At 47.0% G+C, this 19,439-nt stretch carries 16 protein-coding genes; 9 read left to right on the top strand and 7 right to left on the bottom strand.

The window, feature by feature from the left end:
- Window positions 1–208: 208 nt before the first annotated feature.
- Complete coding sequence (locus J2T16_RS17690) at window positions 209–1,954, bottom strand: ABC transporter ATP-binding protein (RefSeq protein WP_499018984.1); 1,746 nt, start codon at window positions 1,952–1,954, stop codon at window positions 209–211.
- 157 nt (window positions 1,955–2,111) lie between these two features.
- On the bottom strand, window positions 2,112–3,854 hold the full coding sequence (locus tag J2T16_RS17685) for an ABC transporter ATP-binding protein (protein WP_499018928.1): 1,743 nt from the start codon (window positions 3,852–3,854) through the stop codon (window positions 2,112–2,114).
- 596 nt (window positions 3,855–4,450) lie between these two features.
- Here J2T16_RS17685 and J2T16_RS17680 point away from each other — a divergent pair.
- Window positions 4,451–5,374, top strand: coding sequence for an S-layer homology domain-containing protein (locus tag J2T16_RS17680; RefSeq protein ID WP_499018926.1), 924 nt, complete (start codon window positions 4,451–4,453; stop codon window positions 5,372–5,374).
- 408 nt (window positions 5,375–5,782) lie between these two features.
- Here J2T16_RS17680 and J2T16_RS17675 read toward each other — a convergent pair whose 3' ends face one another.
- The 5 genes from J2T16_RS17675 to J2T16_RS17655 all read right to left on the bottom strand — a co-directional run bounded on the left by J2T16_RS17675 (window position 5,783) and on the right by J2T16_RS17655 (window position 9,322).
- Window positions 5,783–5,947, bottom strand: a complete 165-nt coding sequence (locus tag J2T16_RS17675) for a hypothetical protein (RefSeq protein ID WP_221787755.1) — start codon at window positions 5,945–5,947, stop codon at window positions 5,783–5,785.
- Window positions 5,948–5,994: 47 nt separating this feature from the next.
- Complete coding sequence (locus J2T16_RS17670; protein ID WP_499018925.1) at window positions 5,995–6,576, bottom strand: YdeI/OmpD-associated family protein; 582 nt, start codon at window positions 6,574–6,576, stop codon at window positions 5,995–5,997.
- Between the two features lie 122 nt (window positions 6,577–6,698).
- On the bottom strand, window positions 6,699–7,211 hold the full coding sequence (locus J2T16_RS17665; RefSeq protein WP_499018924.1) for a DinB family protein: 513 nt from the start codon (window positions 7,209–7,211) through the stop codon (window positions 6,699–6,701).
- Between the two features lie 142 nt (window positions 7,212–7,353).
- Window positions 7,354–8,277 carry a helix-turn-helix transcriptional regulator gene (locus J2T16_RS17660; protein ID WP_499018983.1) on the bottom strand — a complete coding sequence of 308 codons (924 nt, stop codon included), beginning with the start codon at window positions 8,275–8,277 and terminating at the stop codon, window positions 7,354–7,356.
- Between the two features lie 127 nt (window positions 8,278–8,404).
- The gene (locus J2T16_RS17655; protein ID WP_090918400.1) at window positions 8,405–9,322 is read right to left on the bottom strand and encodes an ArsR/SmtB family transcription factor; all 918 of its coding nucleotides are present in this window, start codon (window positions 9,320–9,322) and stop codon (window positions 8,405–8,407) included.
- 468 nt (window positions 9,323–9,790) lie between these two features.
- Between J2T16_RS17655 and abnA the strand changes: the two genes are divergently transcribed.
- The 8 genes from abnA to J2T16_RS17615 all read left to right on the top strand — a co-directional run bounded on the left by abnA (window position 9,791) and on the right by J2T16_RS17615 (window position 19,239).
- Window positions 9,791–10,702 carry an arabinan endo-1,5-alpha-L-arabinosidase AbnA gene (abnA, locus tag J2T16_RS17650; protein WP_499018981.1) on the top strand — a complete coding sequence of 304 codons (912 nt, stop codon included), beginning with the start codon at window positions 9,791–9,793 and terminating at the stop codon, window positions 10,700–10,702.
- A gap of 139 nt (window positions 10,703–10,841) precedes the next feature.
- Window positions 10,842–12,188, top strand: a complete 1,347-nt coding sequence (locus tag J2T16_RS17645) for an ABC transporter substrate-binding protein (RefSeq protein ID WP_090918398.1) — start codon at window positions 10,842–10,844, stop codon at window positions 12,186–12,188.
- 242 nt (window positions 12,189–12,430) lie between these two features.
- On the top strand, window positions 12,431–13,321 hold the full coding sequence (locus J2T16_RS17640; protein ID WP_090918396.1) for a carbohydrate ABC transporter permease: 891 nt from the start codon (window positions 12,431–12,433) through the stop codon (window positions 13,319–13,321).
- Between the two features lie 27 nt (window positions 13,322–13,348).
- Entirely contained in the window at window positions 13,349–14,191 is an 843-nt protein-coding gene (locus J2T16_RS17635; RefSeq protein WP_090918394.1) for a carbohydrate ABC transporter permease, read from the top strand.
- A 161-nt stretch (window positions 14,192–14,352) separates the two neighbouring features.
- The gene (locus J2T16_RS17630) at window positions 14,353–15,768 is read left to right on the top strand and encodes an arabinan endo-1,5-alpha-L-arabinosidase (protein WP_221787918.1); all 1,416 of its coding nucleotides are present in this window, start codon (window positions 14,353–14,355) and stop codon (window positions 15,766–15,768) included.
- 105 nt (window positions 15,769–15,873) lie between these two features.
- Window positions 15,874–16,068 (top strand): hypothetical protein, encoded by a 195-nt coding sequence (locus J2T16_RS17625; RefSeq protein ID WP_499018922.1) that lies wholly within the window; start codon window positions 15,874–15,876, stop codon window positions 16,066–16,068.
- A gap of 655 nt (window positions 16,069–16,723) precedes the next feature.
- Complete coding sequence (locus J2T16_RS17620) at window positions 16,724–17,704, top strand: glycoside hydrolase family 43 protein (protein WP_499018921.1); 981 nt, start codon at window positions 16,724–16,726, stop codon at window positions 17,702–17,704.
- A gap of 686 nt (window positions 17,705–18,390) precedes the next feature.
- Window positions 18,391–19,239: an EcsC family protein gene (locus tag J2T16_RS17615; protein WP_336120925.1), complete on the top strand. Its 849-nt coding sequence runs from the start codon at window positions 18,391–18,393 to the stop codon at window positions 19,237–19,239.
- The last annotated feature ends 200 nt before the right edge of the window (window positions 19,240–19,439 follow it).

Here is a 19,439-nt window from a genome sequence, read left to right as displayed (position 1 = left end):
CCTCCTTTCATTGCAGATTCATATGTAAAAAATGCCGCCTGCACGAGCAGAGCGGCCTGTTTGACCTGTGCATCCTATATCAAGTTTACGAGTTCTTGCGTCATTTAGGTAGGGCAGTTTTGAACAATTAGTTAATTTAATCTTAGCGGTTCTAGGGCCGTATGTCCTGTTGAGAGGAATGTTGTAATTCAAACTAACGCTAAAAATATTACCCCAACTTACTCGATTGCTGCCCTGCTTCGCGCGCATGCTGGTACAAATCGGCATAAACTCCCTGGCTCGCAACCAGCTCCTGATGTGATCCTTCCTCGACAATGGTGCCATGTTCCATGACCAGAATCCGGTCAGCATGCATGACTGTAGACAGGCGATGTGCAATCACAATCGTTGTTCTGCCTTGAGATACGGACTCCAGTGCATGTTGCACAAGCTGTTCCGTGTGTGAGTCCAGATTGGCGGTGGCTTCATCGAGAATAAGAATTCGCGGCTGGAATACAACGATTCGTGCAAACGAGATCAACTGTCGTTCCCCGGCAGATAACCCGCTTCCGCGCTCGGACAGACGAGTATCATATCCTTGCGGCAAACGCTGAATCATTGCATCTGCGCCTACAAATCGGCATGCTTCCATCGCTTGCTCACGCGTAATATCCTCCCTGAACATTCTCACGTTATCAATAATGGTACCTGAGAACAGAAAAGGTTCCTGTTGGATCAGACCTACGATCCGGTGAAGTACAGCTTGTGGAATGTGGCGAATGTCGGTGCCATCAATTTGGATGCTGCCCTGATTAACGTCATAGAACCGATTGAGCAACGAGATCAGCGTGCTTTTGCCCGCTCCGGTTGTGCCCACAATACCGACCATCTCCCCGGGATACAGGTGCAGAGTCATATGTTGAATAATAGGGCGATCTGCCTTGTAACCGAAGGAGACATCATTAAAATCAATCTGACCCATCACATGCTGCGGTTCCAGCGGAGAAGCTTGATCAGGGGACGGATCATGTACTTCAGGCTTTGTGTTTAAAATGTTCCAGATCCGATCCATCGAAACGGTTGTCGACTGAAAGGTGTTCCATTGCATTGTAATCTGATTGATCGGTTGAAAAAACTGACGAATATAGCTGATAAACGCATACAGCACCCCGACTTGCAAAGACTCGCCGAGCACGGCGCGACCACCCAGCCACACCATCATGACCAGCGCCGCGTTACCGAGGATGTCAAACGTCCGGTTGAAAATCACATTGGAACGGGCCTGTGTAATGTTCGCCTCCAGGTGCCTTGCGTTCTGTTCCTTGAACCGTTTCTTCTGCTCTTCTTCTTGGTGGAACGCCTGAATCAGGAACATACCCGACAGGTTTTCCGCCGTAAACGCGATCAGACGGGAAAGGCGTGTGCGCGCATTCTGATAGGCACTCCGCAGTCTGCGGCGAAATAGGGCTGCAACTACAGCGATAACCGGAAGCACGATGAGCGAATAACTGGCGAGCATAGGATCGAGCTGAAACATGAAAAAGATAATGAGCACGAGCATCATGCCATCCCGGATCAGACTGAGCAGCACCTGGGTGAAGAAACTGCTGATCGTTTCTGTATCGCTGGACACATTGGTCACCAGACTGCCGATATGGAAGCGGTCGAAGAAGGACATGGACATTTTGGAAATATGTCTGAACAAATCCTTGCGAATGCGAGCGACGATGCTCTGTCCGACATGTTGCAACAGATTATTTTGAATATAGGTAAAAATAAAACTGATCACCGCCAGCCCCAGAAAAATGGCTGCAAGCTGTATGAGGAAACCGATGCTGGTTTGACCTACGGCCAGATGGTCATCAATGGCAATCTTCACCAGGTAGGGCTGTAGCAAATCGGCCGATATGCCTAGCAGGGAGCATAAGAATATACCGGCAAAGGCCCAGCGATGCGGTTTGGCATACCCCATCATTTCTTGAAAAGAAGCACGTTTACTGTGATGCTCTTTGGTGGAGGACTCCGATGTTACGTCTGTATTGTCGGAATTACTGCTATTGTCCGAGTGATCGCTACGGTTAGAATGATGGTTTTTAGAATTATGGTTATTGTGTTTAGAATTCGCATCCGCATCAGACATGATGTAACCCCTCCTCCTGCAAGCGATAGGTCGCCGCATATAACCCTTTGGCAGCCATTAACTCCGCATGCGTTCCTTGTTCAACAATCTGCCCTTCGTCCAACACGAGGATAACATCCGCATGACGGACGGCACTGATACGGTGAGAGATGATCAAGGTGGTTTTGCCTTTGCCGATCTTACGCAGACTGCGGAGAATGCCTGTTTCGGTAACGGCATCTACGGCACTCATACTGTCATCCAAAATTAGGATCTGAGCCTGCTTGATCAGCCCGCGTGCCAGACTGGTGCGTTGCCGCTGTCCACCAGACAGCGTAAGTCCGCGTTCCCCGAGCAGGGTATCGAAACGATCAGGGAAACGCACAATATTTTCATAGATCATCGCTTGTTTGGCGCTGTCTTCTACGTCACCCATAGGCGCTTCACGGTCGCTGAATGCAATGTTGTCCCGTATGGTGGTGCTGAATAAAAAGCCGTCCTGAGGCACATAAGCGATTTGAGACCTGAGACTGTCCAGTGACAGTTCCCGAATGTCTGTGCCATTGATGAAAATGCTGCCTTCCGGCGGTTCGTATGTACGGAGAAGCAGCTTGACCAGTGTGCTTTTGCCTGAACCTGTTTTACCGACAATGCCAACTGTACGCCCCGCATGAATCTGGAGCTGGATATGTTTTAGCGCAGGCGATGAGCTACCTGGATAATGGAACGTCAAATCGTTGATTCTAATTTCCTGCATGTTCTGCAGTGTCTCTGCCTCAGGGATTTCCTGTACATCGGGTTCTTCACTGAGAAGATCATTCACTCTTTCGAGCGAGGCTCCTGAACGTTGCATTGTATTAATCACATTACCAATCTGCTGAAGTGGACCCATGATGATTCGCAGATACAAGGTCAGAGCGACAAAGCTACCTAGCGTAATGGAGTTTTGCATCGTCAGAATGCCGCCAACCAGCAGCGAAATTACGAGAGACGTTGCACCGAGCAAAGGAAGTGTAGCCTGAAAAAGGGAAGATAGACGAACTAACCGTAGCTGTTTATTTTTGATATCCTCCACGGTTGCGCCAAAACGTGAACGAGCGTTATCCTCAATGGCAAATGTTTTGATGACGCGAATACCGCCAAGCTGCTCCTCCGCAGATTCCGTCATGGTGGCGAGCGCCTCTTGCACATCACGGGAGCGCTTTCGAATCCGCGGACCGAAGAACACAACCAGGAATGGAATGGCCAGCAGAGGTACAATGCTGATCAGGATCAGTGTCAGCGGAATGCCGCTAAGCAGCATCATGATCACGCAGGACAGTAACAGAAAAACGGCATTGGTCATCATCGTAACCCCGTTGGATATGGCTTCACGGACGGAAGTGACATCGTTCATGAAATAACTAAGCAGTTTGCCGTTACCTTGCTTGGAAAAGTAGTGCTCGCTCAGCTCGGAAAACTTGCGGAATATCCGCTCGCGCGTTATAAATTCAAATCGCCGACCCAGTTTCATAATCATGAACTGGCCGGTACCAAACAACAGGTTGTATGCAATCGCAATGGCGAGAAGGGATAAGCTGTAACGAATAACCGTTTGCATCTGGAGTGTATTTTGCATTAATTGATCCGTGAAGCTGCCCAGAATACGGGGCAAGGAGGCCTGACCGACATTAGACGCAATGATTAGAAGAACGGCCAGGAGATAGATGGACCAGTTGGACAACACATAACCGCGCAGCAAACCTTTTTTGGACATAGATGTGGGTTCTCCTTTGTTACGAAGTCAAGAAAAGGGCAGACACCTTATGTTAGCGTGTCATGCCCTCTTACTTTATGCGAACTTGATTGGTATTTATCCGTAACCGAAGAATTAATCTATTTATATTTTCGCGCTAATACGGTCTGTTGTCAATGAACCTGCTCATCCTTGATGTATAGGACGCAAACCATTAAAGTCTACCGTATTCCTTCATTCAAAATCATAAGATCCCGGCTTCTCAAAAGGTAGGATGGAGATTAATGAAGCAAGTGTTATGAGATCTATAGAAAATGTGATGAGACATTTTCAACAAATCTACAGGCAAAAATTGAAAGCGAATATGTTAAGGTAATATTCCAAAATTTGAATAACGAGCTAAAGATGAAATGCACGTTGTATACAGTCTACATGGGGGTTTCAGACGAGATAATATCATAAAAATACGTTACCGATACATGGCAATTCATATGCACGGTTATGAAGTTGTATTCACCAAATGCGAAAAGAACTGAAACATTTTACAAGGGTGTCCCGTCTGTAGGGATGAAAAGATGAAAAACAGGTTTTACTAATCATAATGGAGGTGCCTAGAAATGAAACATAAAAAAGGATTGGCTGCAACACTTGCACTTTGCGTTTCTCTGACAGCAGGAGGTGCTTCGGTATTTGCATTTTCCGACATTAAGGATGAAGGTCAAAAGACCGTTGTTGATTCATTGAAATCGAAGGGGATTGTGAATGGAGTAACGGCAGACTTGTTCCGACCAGATGTTGCTTTGTCCGAACCGCAGGGAGTTCAGTTGATTGTCAAAGCGTTTGGATTGAAAAATGCATATGCGGAAGCTTCCGCTCAGAATAAAATCAGTCCGAATACCTGGTATGCGGATGCTGTGCAGGCAGCTACTCAGAATGGCCTGTCCGTTCCGGTAGAAGTGAATCCGCAAGGCAAAATGACAAGAGAACAATTTATTATTTTATTGCATGAGGGTATTAACACAACTGGTAATTATCCAGTGATTATGAAGTATAATGAGGTTAAGGACGAAAATAAATTAAGTAAGGACGCTATATCTGCTGTCCAGAACCTGCTGAATATGAACATCATTGAACTGGACAAAGACGGAAACTTCCGCCCGGATCAGCCGCTTACTCGTATGGAGGCAGCAAGTATGATTTTCAATGCGCTTGAGTTTGTGGATCAGCATAGTGATGACGGTTCAACTGAACCGGCTCCAACGAATCCCGGTGAAGGTCAGCAAGCCATCGTACCTGCGGTAACGATCAGCAAAGTGGATGACAAAACAAGTAAAGTAACCCTGACGGCTGAAATGCCGCACCCGGGTTACGGATTGGAAATTGATGAAGTAAAGCTGGAGAAGGATAAACATGCTATTGTCAAATATTCCATCGTGCAGCCTGATCCGGATATGATGTATCCAATGGTTATTACCAAAGTAACGGTAGAAGCCGAAATTCCAACGGGCTACACCGCTGAAGCACAGCCTTCTGGCAAGTAAAGCATATGTAAGGTTGCTCACATTACCAGTTGCCTCCAGAAAACTAGAAAACCATCTAACTGATCGTATGCTCTATGAAAGGGTGCCAGCCAGTTGCCAGTCAAGTGATCTGATTAGCATCCAACTATGGGAAAGTTCGGTCAGATGGTTTTCGTGTGATCAGGTTAGCCAGTCATTACTGGCTGGCCTTTTTTTGCGTGGAGAGCCTGAGTGATGAGTAAGCTTGAAGCGCTAACGATCACCACAGAGCTTATTTTGGACAAAATAAGGTGTTTTAAAATCTAACGATCCTCAGAGACGCTATTTCAGCCAATTAGGCTAATTTCGCTAATTTCGCCTGAAAAAAAGCTAACAATCGGAGAATAAGGTTTCTGGTGATCGTTAGAATTCCAGTCAGGCGAAAAACAGCTAAATAGCGTTTCCTGTGATCGTTAGAAACTTAGCGACCCAGAGCCCAGCCGGTTGATTTTGGTTCAAAATAGAGCTTGAATCATACCACGCACTCTGCTGCTTGCATAACACCGGGCTAACTGCTGTTTGAATAACTTCCAACGCCTTGCTTTTGTTCGTCATTCACGCAGCATTCGACCGGCTGGCGGGCGAACCAATCCACTCATGTTTTAGTCCTGTAACAACCTCCCGTTATCATGCCACTGACCATACAGTTGATTTGCCTTCGTATGTTGGATGAACTTATCAAGTCGGCTTTGAAAGAGAGCAGGCTGCCGTTTAACGCTCTGAATCGTGTCGATACGTACCCGCTGATAGAGGAGAGGAAAAGCTACGAAATGATCATGTACTTGTCTGTCCGCAGTTAACCTCTCTTCAATCTCGGCATCCACAACAAAAGCTTCAGGATTCATGTCGGGCAGAACCTTTCTACCCGCATCTTGCATAAGACCTAGCCTTTCTAATCGGCGCACACGCTCCTTATTGAGCTCTGTCCATGAGCTTTTGCGACTACGTGGAGATAAGCGTTGTAATAACAGGCCATCGGAAGTTTTCTTTTTGACGCCATCAATCCAGCCAAAGCACAATGCTTCTTCAACAGCATCCAGATATAAAAGGGTATTCGGGAGTGGTTTCAAACTCACAGGAACCCAGCAGCAGGACTCTGTAGTTCCGTGCTCCTGTAACCAATTTCTTAACTCTTCCCTGGAGGTAAAGGTGAGTATTCGTTCAAGTGGAACAGATGGCTTCATATCCAAGACCTTTCATGTTGCATTGTATCTAACACCTTCATATTACATGATATCTAAGAGTTTCATACTACATCGTATCCAAGACCTCTTATCAGGCACAATGGACTTCAAGCATTAGAGAATTACTCTGAAGTATTGGAGTTTTCGTACCAGAATCTGGAATAGTCATTCATGACAGAAGCATGGCCGAGCTGACGCAACATGGTGGATATATTCCCCCGGTGATAGGTCCCGTGATTCACCAGATGTAAGATGATTTCCGCGAAACGGGTTTGTCGTACGCCTGCAAAGGGATTGTCAAGCAGAAGCGCCTGCTCCAAATCCGTCTGCTGACTGAACCAAGTCAGATATTGATTGGATAGTTCGGCATAACGCTCGAAATATTCTTCTATGGTGGCAAACGTTTCCCCGTTACGCGGCATGCAGATTTGTAAAGCTTCAGGCATGCTGGTTCCGGTTAGCACCAGGTACCACATCTGATCCACAGCATTCATATGACTGAGCGCATGGGCGAGGGTGGGAAAGGAACTGTTCACTTCCTGATGCAGCACAGAAGCCGGCAACTCCTGAATGCGTTGCATAATGATCTGCGAAGCCCAAACATGATAATGAACCATTTCTTCTAGGTAATTCATAAAAAAATCGTCTCCTTTATTTTAGCGAATGATAGGATGGTCTTAGTGCCTCCCTTGTTACTGAAATGAGTATAAAAAAAGAAGTATGACAACAGCGTGTCATACTTCTTCTTTCACTTCACAAGACTCCCATTATCGGGATTCAATGATTGTGTTTGTCGTAACGTCTCAGTGCATTTCGTAGTTGCGTCTCTAATACATCCCTCAGTGCTAGAGGTTCCAAAACCTCTGCGCCACTTCCCAAACTCAGCAAAAAAGACCATAACCACGGGGCATGGAGCGGTTTGTGAACCTGAACGCGCATCGTCATACTGCCGTCCTCATGAAATTGTTTGTCTGCCTGCTGAAAATGATCGAGCGCCTCCGCGAGTGCATCCGGATATACGCGAAATACCACATCTGTCATGATCTCCTGGGTGACAGGGGGAGTGGTAGATGGCTCTCCCATGGAGAGAACATGCGCTTCAAAATGACGGTTGGTCAGATGTACGTTTAACATGCGTGACAGCCGGAATTCCCGATAATCCCGCCTGCTTCGGCAATATCCATACACATACCAGCTACGGTATTTAAACTGCAATCGAACAGGTTCAATTTCTCGGCTTGTGCGCTCATTTTTGGAATTAATGTAATCAAACTGAACGACATGATGTTCCATGATTCCTGCACGAAGATGCGAAAGCGAGTCAGGCTCAGTTCGATATGTATTCAGGTCTACAGTTAAGTTTGGTCTCTCATGTTGTTCTCCAATGGTCTGCAAACGTTCGATTGTACCCTGTGCACGCACATCGTTAAATACGGTGGAGAGACTGGTCAGCACTGTAATCAAAGCGTCCACATCGTAGGAGCCGAGCAGGCTTTTATCCATTTTATACCCATCCATAATGCCATACCCGCCATTCATTCCCTGATGCGAAACAACCGGAAATCCGGCTGCGCAGATCACATCAATATCCCGATAGATCGTTCTGGGCGATACTTGATATTCCTCGGCAAGGGTAGAGGCAGACAACACCTCGTTATTAAGTAACTTGTATATGATCGAGACTAACCGTTCCAGTTTCAATAGAACCCCACCCGTCATCACTTCTTGTTCAATACAGGTCATAAGTATATCACTAAAAAAAGAGTGCAGATTCGCACTCTTCTAAAATTAGGAGCATCTTCAACCAAACTTTCCAGCCAGATCCTGTCTAGTCCTCCTGCACGTTATAAAGCACCCGTGCGAGCAAACCTTGGCCGTAATTACCGAAGTTTTTGCCGAAAATCGTCAGGCCGCGTTTGTTGACTGGGCCGTCTGTGACAGCGATGCGGAAGTGAATATCGCTTTTGTAATCGAGCCCGATATCATCCAGGGTAACGTCCGAGATTTTGCATCCGTCGATATAACTGCCTTCCTTCGTAATGCGAATCAGCTTCAGCATACCGTACTGATTCAGGTGAGGAGGCCACCAGTCCGGATTAAACGTACCGCGTGTATCGCCGAAATCTCCTGGACTCGTCCAGAGTCCGATCTTTTTGCCATTGATGTAGAAGTAAATATCTGACGGGTAGTTGTCACAGAATCCAGGGGCTTCTGAACCGAGCTCCATGGAGAGTTGAATCTCGCTAAACGTCTGGTTGGGCTTCAGGTAATTGGGAATTCGGTATTCCAGATATCCTTCCGCTAGCCAAATCATCTCGGCATCGATCCGAAGCGGGTCGGCAAAGTAACGGGGGTCATCAAACTCCCCGATAATGCTGTCTTTCGTAGCAATGCCGCATGTGGGTGCTGCCTGATAATCACTGTAATGCCCAACCTGGATTTCTACCTCGTACCGGTTGTGGATCTCCTGTGAACGCAGGTCAACCATCAACTTTTCCTCGTTAAGATAACAGATCTTCTGAATGCCGTGTTTGCCGACCGCTGTGTTAATCTCAATTAATCCGCTTTCCTCCAGCTTTTTGATATGCATTGTGATCGCGCCGTTACTAAGTCCAAGCTTGGTTGCGAGGTCATTGAGATTAAGACTTTGGTTTCTGGCCAGCAACTCAATAATCTGAATGCGAATTTCGGAGCTGAGTGCTTTGAAAATGTTCACACCTGACATCAGATCTTTAATATAAATCATAGGTGGATGTCCTTTCCCCGTTCTGAACAAAGCCTATTTACACAGACTCTTGCACATTTGACTGTTTTATTTCAGATAATTATAAATCATTACATGCTCGAAAGAAAGAGCGGAGAAAAGTGAGATATACCCTATATAAACAATGAAATTTTTAAAGGTCATATGAGATTTTATCCCCACATACTTAAAATAAAAACTTAAATTAATTCATGTATATTTGAAATATACCATTGAATTGTAATGTAACCGCTTTTATAATCCTATTATACTTAAATTGATTTAATACTTCATGAACCAAAGCAACCATTTAATCAGGAGAGGCGGCGTTCCGGTATGGAAAAGTTCAGTTCATGGAAGAAGTTGAGGAGTTTAGAGTGGAAGAAGTTGAAGAGGCTGGAGTGGAAGACAGGCTTGAACAGCTCGAAGATTTCATCCAAAAAGCGTTGGGCTTTACCTGCATTGTTGGTGATGGTGCTAGTGCTTGCAGGACAGCCTCGGGCTTTAGCCGCGTTTTGGAATCTATCGGGAGACATTGCCGTTCATGATCCGACGATCATCAAAGAGGGCAATTCCTGGTACACCTTTTCCACGGGTCCGGGTATTCAGGTGCTGAAATCCGATAACGGAACGTCGTGGTATCGTGTGCCGCAGATTTTTCTAAGTGAACCGTCCTGGTGGAATTCGGCTGTCCCTGCACAGAAAGACCTGGATGTATGGGCACCGGACGTACAACGGTATAACGGCAAGGTTTGGCTCTATTATTCCATCTCGACCTTTGGTTCCAACAGGTCTGCGATTGGGTTAGCGTCCGCAAACAGCGTTGGCGCGGGGCAATGGAAAGATGAAGGGCTTGTACTGCAATCCAATACATCGAATAACTACAACGCTATTGATCCGGAACTGGTTATTGATGCTTCGGGTAATCCATGGCTGGCCTTTGGCTCGTTCTGGAGCGGTCTGAAAATTGTAAAACTGGACAAAAACACGATGAAACCGACAGGTAACATCTCCTCGATTGCAGCACGTCCGAATAACGGGGGCGCAATTGAAGCGCCAAGTATCACGTATCGCAACGGATATTATTATTTGTTTGCTTCGATCGACTCTTGCTGTAAAGGTGTGAACAGTACTTACAAAATGGTCTACGGTCGATCCACCAGCATCACAGGTCCTTACGTCGACAAAAACGGAGTGAGTATGATGAACGGTGGCGGCACGATTTTGGACTCAGGTAATGTGAGATGGAAAGGCCCGGGTGGGCAGGACGTGGTCAACGGCAATCTAATCGTACGGCATGCTTATGATGCAACGGATAATGGCAATCCGAAATTGCTGATTAACGATTTGTTATGGGACGGAAACGGCTGGCCGACGTATTAGTATGATTTTTATTTTATAAAAATATAAAATGTTTTAATAAAGTATTGACTAAAAGGATCTGGATTTGATAAATTTAACAACAGAAATGTTGATTCATGGTATTGAATACGTTTACAAGTCCAGATCAGGAGGGGTTCATATGGTCAAGAGAAAGAGTTGGGTCACGTTTATGTTGCTAATGCTGGTCAGTGCACTGGTGCTTGCAGGTTGTGGAGGGGGAAGCGGAAGTTCGAGCGGAGATAAAGAACTGACGTTTATGTTCCGCGGCGGCACGGATGAGCAGAAGGCGTATCAGGCTGTCGTGAAAAAGTTCGAAGAAGAACATCCCGGCGTCAAAGTTAAAATCATCGTTACCGCAGCGGATCAATATGCGACAAAGCTTCGCGCGGCGATTACAGGCAATAGCTTGCCAGACGTATTTTATTTCACACCGGGTGATATGAAGGCCTATGTGAACAGCAATGTGCTCATGAATCTGACACCGTATATCGAGAAAAACAAAGATATCAATCTGGATAATATCTGGAAGTATGGCGTGGACTTGTATCGTTATGATGGCAAGATGGCAGGACAAGGTGATCTCTACGGTATGCCTAAGGATGTCGGGCCATTTGCACTGGGTTATAACAAGACCCTTTTTGAAAAAGAAGGCATTCCGCTCCCTGACAAGGACAAGCCTTATACGTGGGAAGAGTTTATCAAGGTAAATCAGCAAGCAACGAAAGATACGAATGGAGACGGTAAACCGGACGTATTCGGTACAGGTTTTAACGTACAATGGGCACTGCAATCTTTTGTATGGAGCAACGGGGCTGACTGGCTGGACGAGAGCAAAACGAAAGTCACGATTGATGATCCAAAATTTGCCGAAGCGCTACAATTCTTCGCGGATATGCAGAACAAGTACAAGATCACTCCTTCCATTGAGGAAGCACAAACGCTTGATACGTATCAACGCTGGATGAAGGGTGAGATGGCGTTCTTCCCTGTAGGTCCGTGGGATATGAGTACATTTGAAAAGCTTCCATTCGATTATGATCTGTTGCCTTTCCCGGCAGGATCAACAGGCAAATCAGCGACATGGATCGGCTCCCTCGGAATCGGTGTATCTGCCAAAACCAAACATCCGGAAGAAGCTGCTGCACTGGTAAACTACCTTACTGCGTCGAAAGATGGCATGAAACAACTGGTAGACGCGAAGGTGCAAATTCCGAACTTGCTTGATATGGCTGATGAGTGGGCGAAGGATACTTCGACCAAACCGGAAAATAAACAAGAATTCATCGATATCGTAAAAGACTACGGACGAGCGTTGCCAGGTAACTACACTTACAACGCGGAGTGGTACGACATGTTCTTCACCGACATTCAGCCGGTACTCGATGGCAAGATGACCGCCGCTGACTATGTGAAGCAACAACAACCGAAGATGCAGAAACTGCTGGATAAAGCGGTGGAGCAGGAGAAGAAATCACAGAATAAATAGATAGACAAGGGATGCCAGCAGCCTGAACCGATGCTGCTGGCATCATTTGCTCTTTAGAAGATACAGATTGAACTATTTTTTACATGTTGTACGGAGTGAACGATATAAACGTTTAGTTTAATTTTATCGCCAGATTCCATACGAGCATGTGGCATGTATTGACCGGAACAGAGCAGAAGCCATGATTCAAAAAGGCCAATCGATGTATGCCACATGCTGATCTTAGAAACAGGGGTGAACACGTGAATACGAAATCGAGTTTGTATCGCAAAGAGATGATGTATGGATACTTGTTTATTTTGCCCCCCGTTTTGGGGCTTGTGATCTTTGTATTGTTCCCGTTCCTCTATTCCCTCTATGGCTCGTTTACCGATTGGGACGGCCTGGGGCAGATGAATTTTATCGGGCTTGCCAATTTCAAAGATTTGTTGACCGATGATCTTTTTTACAAGGCCATGTTTAATACGTTTTACCTGATGCTTGGTATTCCGATTGGTCTGTTGCTGGCGCTACTGCTGGCAATGGGGTTGAATCGTAAAATTCCGGGTACGACCACATTTCGTGTGATCTATTACATACCGGTTATTTCTTCCTTGGCAGCAGTATCCATCATGTGGAACTGGGCGTACAACGGAGACTATGGTCTGGTGAATCAGTTCCTTGATCTGTTTGGTATCAAAGGCCCCAACTGGCTGGCGAATAAAGATACGGTAAAACCTGCGCTGATCATCATGACTGTCTGGAAAGGTCTCGGTTATACGATGCTCTTATATCTGGCGGCACTGCAAAGTGTATCCCGTACGTATTACGAGGCTGCCGAGCTGGATGGCGCGAATGGATTTCAGATTTTCCGCAATATCACCTGGCCGATGGTGAAACCCGTAACTTTTTTCCTCGTGGTGACAAATATCATCGGTGGTTCTCAAATTTTTACCGAGATGAATATCATGACACCGACAGGTGGGCCGGAATATGCATCCGCTTCAATCGTCTTTTATATCTGGCAGAAGGCCTTTAGCAACCTGCAGATGGGTTACGCTTCTGCGATGGCCATGATTCTGGGTATCTTCATCTTTGTGATTACGCTTATACAATTCAAACTTAACGAAAGATCAGCCTACGACGGGGATTAATGGGCGAGGAAAGGAGTGGAACGGAAGATGTCTTATAGTCAAAGAAGGAAAGTAACCAATTCCATTATATTTATCGTTCTGTCCATCGGTGCGATTGCGATGATTGCGCCTTTGCTCTGGATGCTGTCCACCTCGCTCAAGGAGAAACAGGATGTATTCGCGCTTCCGCCGGTCTGGATTCCGGAAGTGTTTCGATTCGATAAATATAAAGAGATCTGGGAAGCAGGACCGCTGCTCAGCGGGATTAAAAACAGTCTCATTGTAGCTCTTAGTGTGACGGTAGTTGGGACATTTACGTCGAGTCTTGCGGCATTTGCTTTTGCCAAGTTAAGATTTCCACATAAGAACAAACTATTTCTCGCCTTGCTGGCCTCGATGATGATTCCGTATCCGACGGTCATGATCCCGCAATTTATCATGTTCTCGAAGCTGGGCTGGGTGGACACCTTGCTGCCGCTGATTGTACCGGGACTATTCGGGAATGTGATTATGATTTTTTTCTTGCGGCAATATCTGCTTAGTGTTCCTGACGCAATTATTGAAGCGGCGAAGATCGACGGTAGCTCCTACTTCCGGTTGTATTCCAGTATTACGTTTCCGCTGATCAAACCTGCGGTCGCTGCACAGCTGATTCTCTGGTTTATGGGCATCTGGAACGATTATCTGGCACCGATTATTTATCTGAATTCACCTGAAAAGCAAACCTTGCAACTTGTCATTGCGAACTTTAACGCGACCTATGCGATTCAAACGGATTATCCGCTCATTATGGCGGCGTCGATTGTGGCATTGCTTCCGGTTCTGATCATCTTCCTGATCTTCCAGAAGCAGATTATCGAGTCGGTTGCGATTTCAGGGGTCAAAGGGTGATGGGAATGAAAAGTTGGAGAGTAAGGAAAGAACCGGAAGAACGAGAAGAGTTGAATGAAATGAAAGAACAAAAAGAATGCAAGGGGCAAAAAAAGCGGAAAGATGATAAATATTGGACAGGACTTAAGGAGTGGCATAGGGCGAGGAAAGGAGTTGCGATGTTGATGTTACTGATGCTTCTAGGTACGGTAGGCTGTGCAGATGGCGGCGACACGGCGAAACCTCCGGTTTTTCCGGAAGCTCCGCAGGAACCAAGAATGTATGATCTTTCGATTTTGGATGATGAATCCAAGTGGACGGTTAACAATGCACATGATCCTGCGATTATCAAAACGGATCAAGGCTACTATGTCTATTCCACAGACGTTCGAGTAGCAGGGGAACCGAAACCAGGCGTAATGGTGCGAAAATCCGATGATTTGATCAACTGGAAATGGGTGGGGCAGGCTTTGCCGGGTATCCCGAAGGAAGCACTCGATTGGACAGGAGCGACGAACCTGTGGGCACCGGATATTATTAAAGCCGGGGATACGTACCGCTTGTATTATTCGGCTTCGAGCTTTGGTAGTACACAGTCAGCGATCGGATTGCAAACCTCCAAGTCTCCCGAGGGACCGTGGAAGGATGAAGGACTGGTTGTGAAGACGGCTGGTCAGGAAAAGGACGGCCTGAATGCCATTGATGCCAATCCGGTGCTTGATGCCTTAGGCAACCCGTGGATGGTATATGGTTCATTTTTCGATGGGATCTATATTGCACCGCTTGACCCGGACACGGGCAAGTTCAAGGAAGAGGGGTATGGTACACGCATCGCAGCAAGGGATCGTGCAACCGAAGAGGGCGCAGTCGAGGGGCCATACATTGTGTATAATCCAGAGTTTCAAAAATATTACCTGTTCGTGTCTTATGATTCTCTGTTCGAAGACTATAACGTGCGGGTAGCTCGTGCCGACTCCATCACAGGGCCTTATACGGATATGAACGGCAATAAAATGTTGGATACGGAGCATCTGCCACAGTATGAGATTGGCACCAAAATTTTGGGCGGATACCGCTTCACCGAAGGTGAAGGCTGGGTTGCTCCTGGGCATAATTCCGTGCTGAAGGATGGCGACGATTATTACATCGTGCATCATGCGCGGGGCGAGACGGATAAAAACTGGCCGTATCTGCATGTGCGTAAAATGCTGTGGACGAAGGATGGCTGGCCTGTCGTGTCGCCTGAACGTTATGCCGGAGAGACCGCACAAGACATGCCGAAATCGATGATTGCCGGAACGTGGGAAGGCATGGCGCTTGATCCGTCTGTGAACGGGCAGGTGCAGGCTGTGCCATATACGCTGACGAGTAAAGGCAAAATTGAAAGCGAGAACGGTTCGGGAACCTGGACGTTTGATGGCAAACAAACGTTAACGCTGACGTGGAAGGAAAGCCCGTGGGGCGGTGCTTCCACGGAAGAGCTAAAGCTGCTCCCATCCTGGGATTGGGAGCGAAGCCAGCCTGCGCTGGTGGTAACTGGTCTGAACGACCGCGGCATCGCGGTCTGGGGCAAACAAATCAGCGCAGCTGAGAAGTAGACCGCTGACCCCGTAGGGTGGTTCAGCGAGGTGTGCCGGCGAGCGAATGGATCGCGAGCGTTCCACGCGTGGGCACCAGCAGTGAGAGGGAGGAAGGAGCCGCGCGTGCGAGTTTGCCATCCGATTTCCACCGCCAAGAGCGGTGAATGGAAAGAAATCGGAGGTCAAGGAGAGCACCAAGGACCTACCGCCCGCGAACGCTCGCTGTGCCTGAAGCGGAATCGGGGCACCAGCAGTGAGAGGGAGGAAGGAGCCGCGCGTGCGAGTTTGCCATCCGATTTCCACCGCCGGGAGCGGTGAATGGAAAGAAATCGGAGGTCAAGGAGAGCACCAAGGCCCTACCGTCCACGGGGAGAGTTGACCCAGCCATGCGGTCAACGCCACAAGTTATCGAGCCAACTAAAGGCTCGAAGCCCGATGTGTACTAGCGAGCGAAAATATTGCGAGCAACCAGTACAGAGGGGCACCAGCAGTGAGAGGGAGGAAGGAGCCGCACGTGGGAGTTTGCCATCCGATTTCCACCGCCGGGAGCGGTGAATGGAAGAAATCGGAGGTCAAGGAGAGCATCAAGGCCCTGCCGCCCGCGAACGCCCGCTGTGCCTGAGCAATGCCACGGGGAGAGTTGATCCAGCCATGCGGTCAACCCCACACGCTATCGAGCCAACTAAAGGCTCGAAGCCCGATGTGTACTAGCGAGCGAAAATATCGCGAGCAACCAGTACAGAGGGGCACCAGCAGTGAGAGGGAGGAAGGAGCCGCGCGTGCGAGTTTGCCATCCGATTTCCACCGCCGGGAGCGGTGAATGAAAGAAATCGGAGGTCAAGGAGAGCACCAAGGCCCTACCGCCCGCGAACGCCCGCTGTGCCCTCAAACCCTGCTCTCCATATTTTTGCAAGCACACTGAGCACATCATAGATTCAAGCCATACACACACATATGAAAGGGGTTCATTCCCATGACCAATTCCATTACATTCACCAATCCCATGCTGGAGCAGCGCGCTGACCCTTGGGTGTACCGTCATACAGACGGGTACTATTATTTTTCTGCTTCCGTACCAGCCTTTGACCGAATTGAAATTCGGCGTGCAACGACACTGGAGAGCTTGAGAGATGCCGAACCAGTGACCGCTTGGACGAAACGTGAGACAGGGCCGATGAGTGCAAACATCTGGGCACCAGAGATTCATTTTATTGATGGCAAATGGTACATATACTATGCGGCCGCACATACAAGTGAAACCAACGAAGGTTTGTTTGATCACCGCATGTATGTACTTGAGAACGATTCCGCTAATCCGCTTGAAGGAACGTGGGAGGAGAAAGGGCAAATTCGAACCAAATGGGAGAGTTTTGCGCTAGATGCCACGACCTTTGAACACAGAGGCATTCGTTATCTGGTCTGGGCCCAGAAAGATCCGAGCATTAACGGCAATTCAAACCTCTATATTTGTGAAATGGAAAATCCTTGGACGTTGCGCGGAGAACAGGTCATGATCACGACACCTGAATATGACTGGGAGATTATCGGCTTTAAAGTAAACGAAGGTGCAGCCGTGCTGCATCGAAATGGTCGTCTGTTTATCAGCTACTCAGCTAGTGCAACCAATCATCACTACTGCATGGGGCTACTTACGGCCGATGAAGATGCTGATCTGCTTGATCCGGCAAGCTGGGAGAAATCACCGAAACCGGTATTCCAGACTTGTGAAAAGAATGGACAATATGGTCCGGGACATAACAGCTTTACTGTTTCACCAGACGGCCAAACCGATATTCTGATCTATCATGCGCGCAACTACAAAGAGATTGAGGGAGATCCGCTGTACGATCCGAACCGTCACGCCCGCGCTCAGGTCATTCATTGGAATGAAGATGGAACGCCGAACTTTGGTATTCCGGTTCCCGATGGCCAGTCCGTGGCAGAGGTGAAGTAGTATTTTTTTGGATAAAGTATAAGAGATAAGAGTCTTTGGTGAGCAGATCATGCTGACAAAAGGCTCTTTTTGATATGTATGATCTAGGACAAAGTTATCTAAACAGTGTGAGTTAGAAGTCTGGATTAAGAAAGTTTAGATCGTGAAAGCAACCGAAGAGAGGCAGAAGCGTATACCATTACATCGAAAAAAATGAATTAACAAAATATAAACGGAATTGCTTATTACTTTTTGTTTTAAAGCCTTGGACGTGGTGTGCAGATTTCTAACGATCACAGGAGACGCTATTTAGCCGTTTTTCGACTGATTGAAATTCTAACGATCTCAGGAGAGCTTATTTGGTAGATTTGATGTGAAAAAGGGCATTTACCTTGCGTTTTCAGCGAAATAAGGTTTGTGGTGATCGTTAGAATTGGAGAAAGCTCGATATTGATCAAATAAGCTCATCTGAGATCGTTAGACTAAATAGAGTGTGTGCGAAACGCTTAAAACCCAAAACCCAAAACCCAAAACCCAAAACCCAAAACCCAAAACCCAAAACCAAGACCAAAGCCAAAGCCAAAGCCCCTCAGTTTAACCTGTTTCCTACATATTCTCGGTGTTTTGTTATGATGTGTTAAGCTGAGAATGAGCTGTGTCATATTCAGAATTTTGGGAGTACACTACAACCCTAAGGAGGATTACATATGGAATCACGCGAGATATTAGACGGGGAGCTTGAGCAGATTTTAAAATGGGAGAAGGAACAGAAGGATCTGTTCATATGGGATAAAATCGGACGTTTGCCATTTGCAATGCTGGATAAAGTGATGCCGAAGGCGATCAAACAGAAGATTGGCGACTCCCTGAACGAAGTGGGCCAATATTTGCAAACGGGTGGTAAGTTTCTTGTTCAGAAAAAGAAAGTGGCCAAGCTTCTGCAAGAAGAAGCCGAGCGTTCGGGTTACCCTATGACATCTGATGACATCTACCGATTAGAGCAGGATACGAACACAGAGAACACGGCCCAAATTCAGAGTGTGGAAAAACTACCGCTGGAGGTACTGGACCGCGTCGCGGATAACATCACCGAAAGTCGTAGCAAGTTTGCTGCGGCACAAGGAGCTGCGACAGGATTTGGAGGCATCGTCACCATTGCTGCGGACATTCCGCTCGTGATGGGACTTTCACTGAAAGTATTGCAAGAGATGGCGCTATGTTACGGGTATGATCCCGATGATCCACTGGAGCGTGTCTTCATCGTGAAATGTCTGCAATTCTCTTCCGCCGATATTGTAGGCAAGAAAGCCATCATTGAAGAGCTCGCCGACTATGACAATCCGGAGAAACAAGTTGAAGTGATCTCTCAAATGCAGGGATGGCGTGAAGTGTTCAACTCATACAGTGAGTCTTTTGGCTGGAAAAAGCTGTTCCAGTTGGTGCCTATTGCAGGCATGATCTTTGGTTCGGTCAGCAATAAAAATACCATTCAGGACGTCGCTGAAGCAGGCAAAATGCTGTACAAAAAAAGGCTGATTCTGAAGCGTTTGAAATAGATAAATCCGCCTAAGGCAGTTGGTTATAGGTTAATATTACTCTAGATGACTAGGGAAGCGTGTTCTAAGATAGGACTATATGATGAAAAAAAGGCTCCTGCCGATCTGCGTAAATTCAGATACGGGCGGAAGCCTTTTTGTACGTGTTTTATAAGTATACTGGAAGCAGATTTTTTAAAATCTAACGATCTCCAGAGCAG

The sequence above is a fragment of the Paenibacillus intestini genome, assembly GCF_030803945.1.
Classification (GTDB): domain Bacteria; phylum Bacillota; class Bacilli; order Paenibacillales; family Paenibacillaceae; genus Paenibacillus; species Paenibacillus polysaccharolyticus.
The sequence above is the reverse complement of the archived record's forward strand: the minus strand, read 5'-3'. Positions and strand labels throughout refer to the sequence as shown.

What these genes read in the sequence shown, in the direction of transcription:
- J2T16_RS17690 (WP_499018984.1), bottom strand. Translation starts at nt 1,954, where the DNA reads ATGATGGGGTATGCCAAACCGCATCGCTGGGCCTTTGCCGGTATATTC.
- J2T16_RS17685 (WP_499018928.1), bottom strand. Translation starts at nt 3,854, where the DNA reads ATGTCCAAAAAAGGTTTGCTGCGCGGTTATGTGTTGTCCAACTGGTCC.
- J2T16_RS17680 (WP_499018926.1), top strand. Translation starts at nt 4,451, where the DNA reads ATGAAACATAAAAAAGGATTGGCTGCAACACTTGCACTTTGCGTTTCT.
- J2T16_RS17675 (WP_221787755.1), bottom strand. Translation starts at nt 5,947, where the DNA reads ATGACGAACAAAAGCAAGGCGTTGGAAGTTATTCAAACAGCAGTTAGC.
- J2T16_RS17670 (WP_499018925.1), bottom strand. Translation starts at nt 6,576, where the DNA reads ATGAAGCCATCTGTTCCACTTGAACGAATACTCACCTTTACCTCCAGG.
- J2T16_RS17665 (WP_499018924.1), bottom strand. Translation starts at nt 7,211, where the DNA reads ATGAATTACCTAGAAGAAATGGTTCATTATCATGTTTGGGCTTCGCAG.
- J2T16_RS17655 (WP_090918400.1), bottom strand. Translation starts at nt 9,322, where the DNA reads ATGATTTATATTAAAGATCTGATGTCAGGTGTGAACATTTTCAAAGCA.
- abnA (WP_499018981.1), top strand. Translation starts at nt 9,791, where the DNA reads ATGGTGCTAGTGCTTGCAGGACAGCCTCGGGCTTTAGCCGCGTTTTGG.
- J2T16_RS17645 (WP_090918398.1), top strand. Translation starts at nt 10,842, where the DNA reads ATGGTCAAGAGAAAGAGTTGGGTCACGTTTATGTTGCTAATGCTGGTC.
- J2T16_RS17635 (WP_090918394.1), top strand. Translation starts at nt 13,349, where the DNA reads ATGTCTTATAGTCAAAGAAGGAAAGTAACCAATTCCATTATATTTATC.
- J2T16_RS17620 (WP_499018921.1), top strand. Translation starts at nt 16,724, where the DNA reads ATGACCAATTCCATTACATTCACCAATCCCATGCTGGAGCAGCGCGCT.
- J2T16_RS17615 (WP_336120925.1), top strand. Translation starts at nt 18,391, where the DNA reads ATGGAATCACGCGAGATATTAGACGGGGAGCTTGAGCAGATTTTAAAA.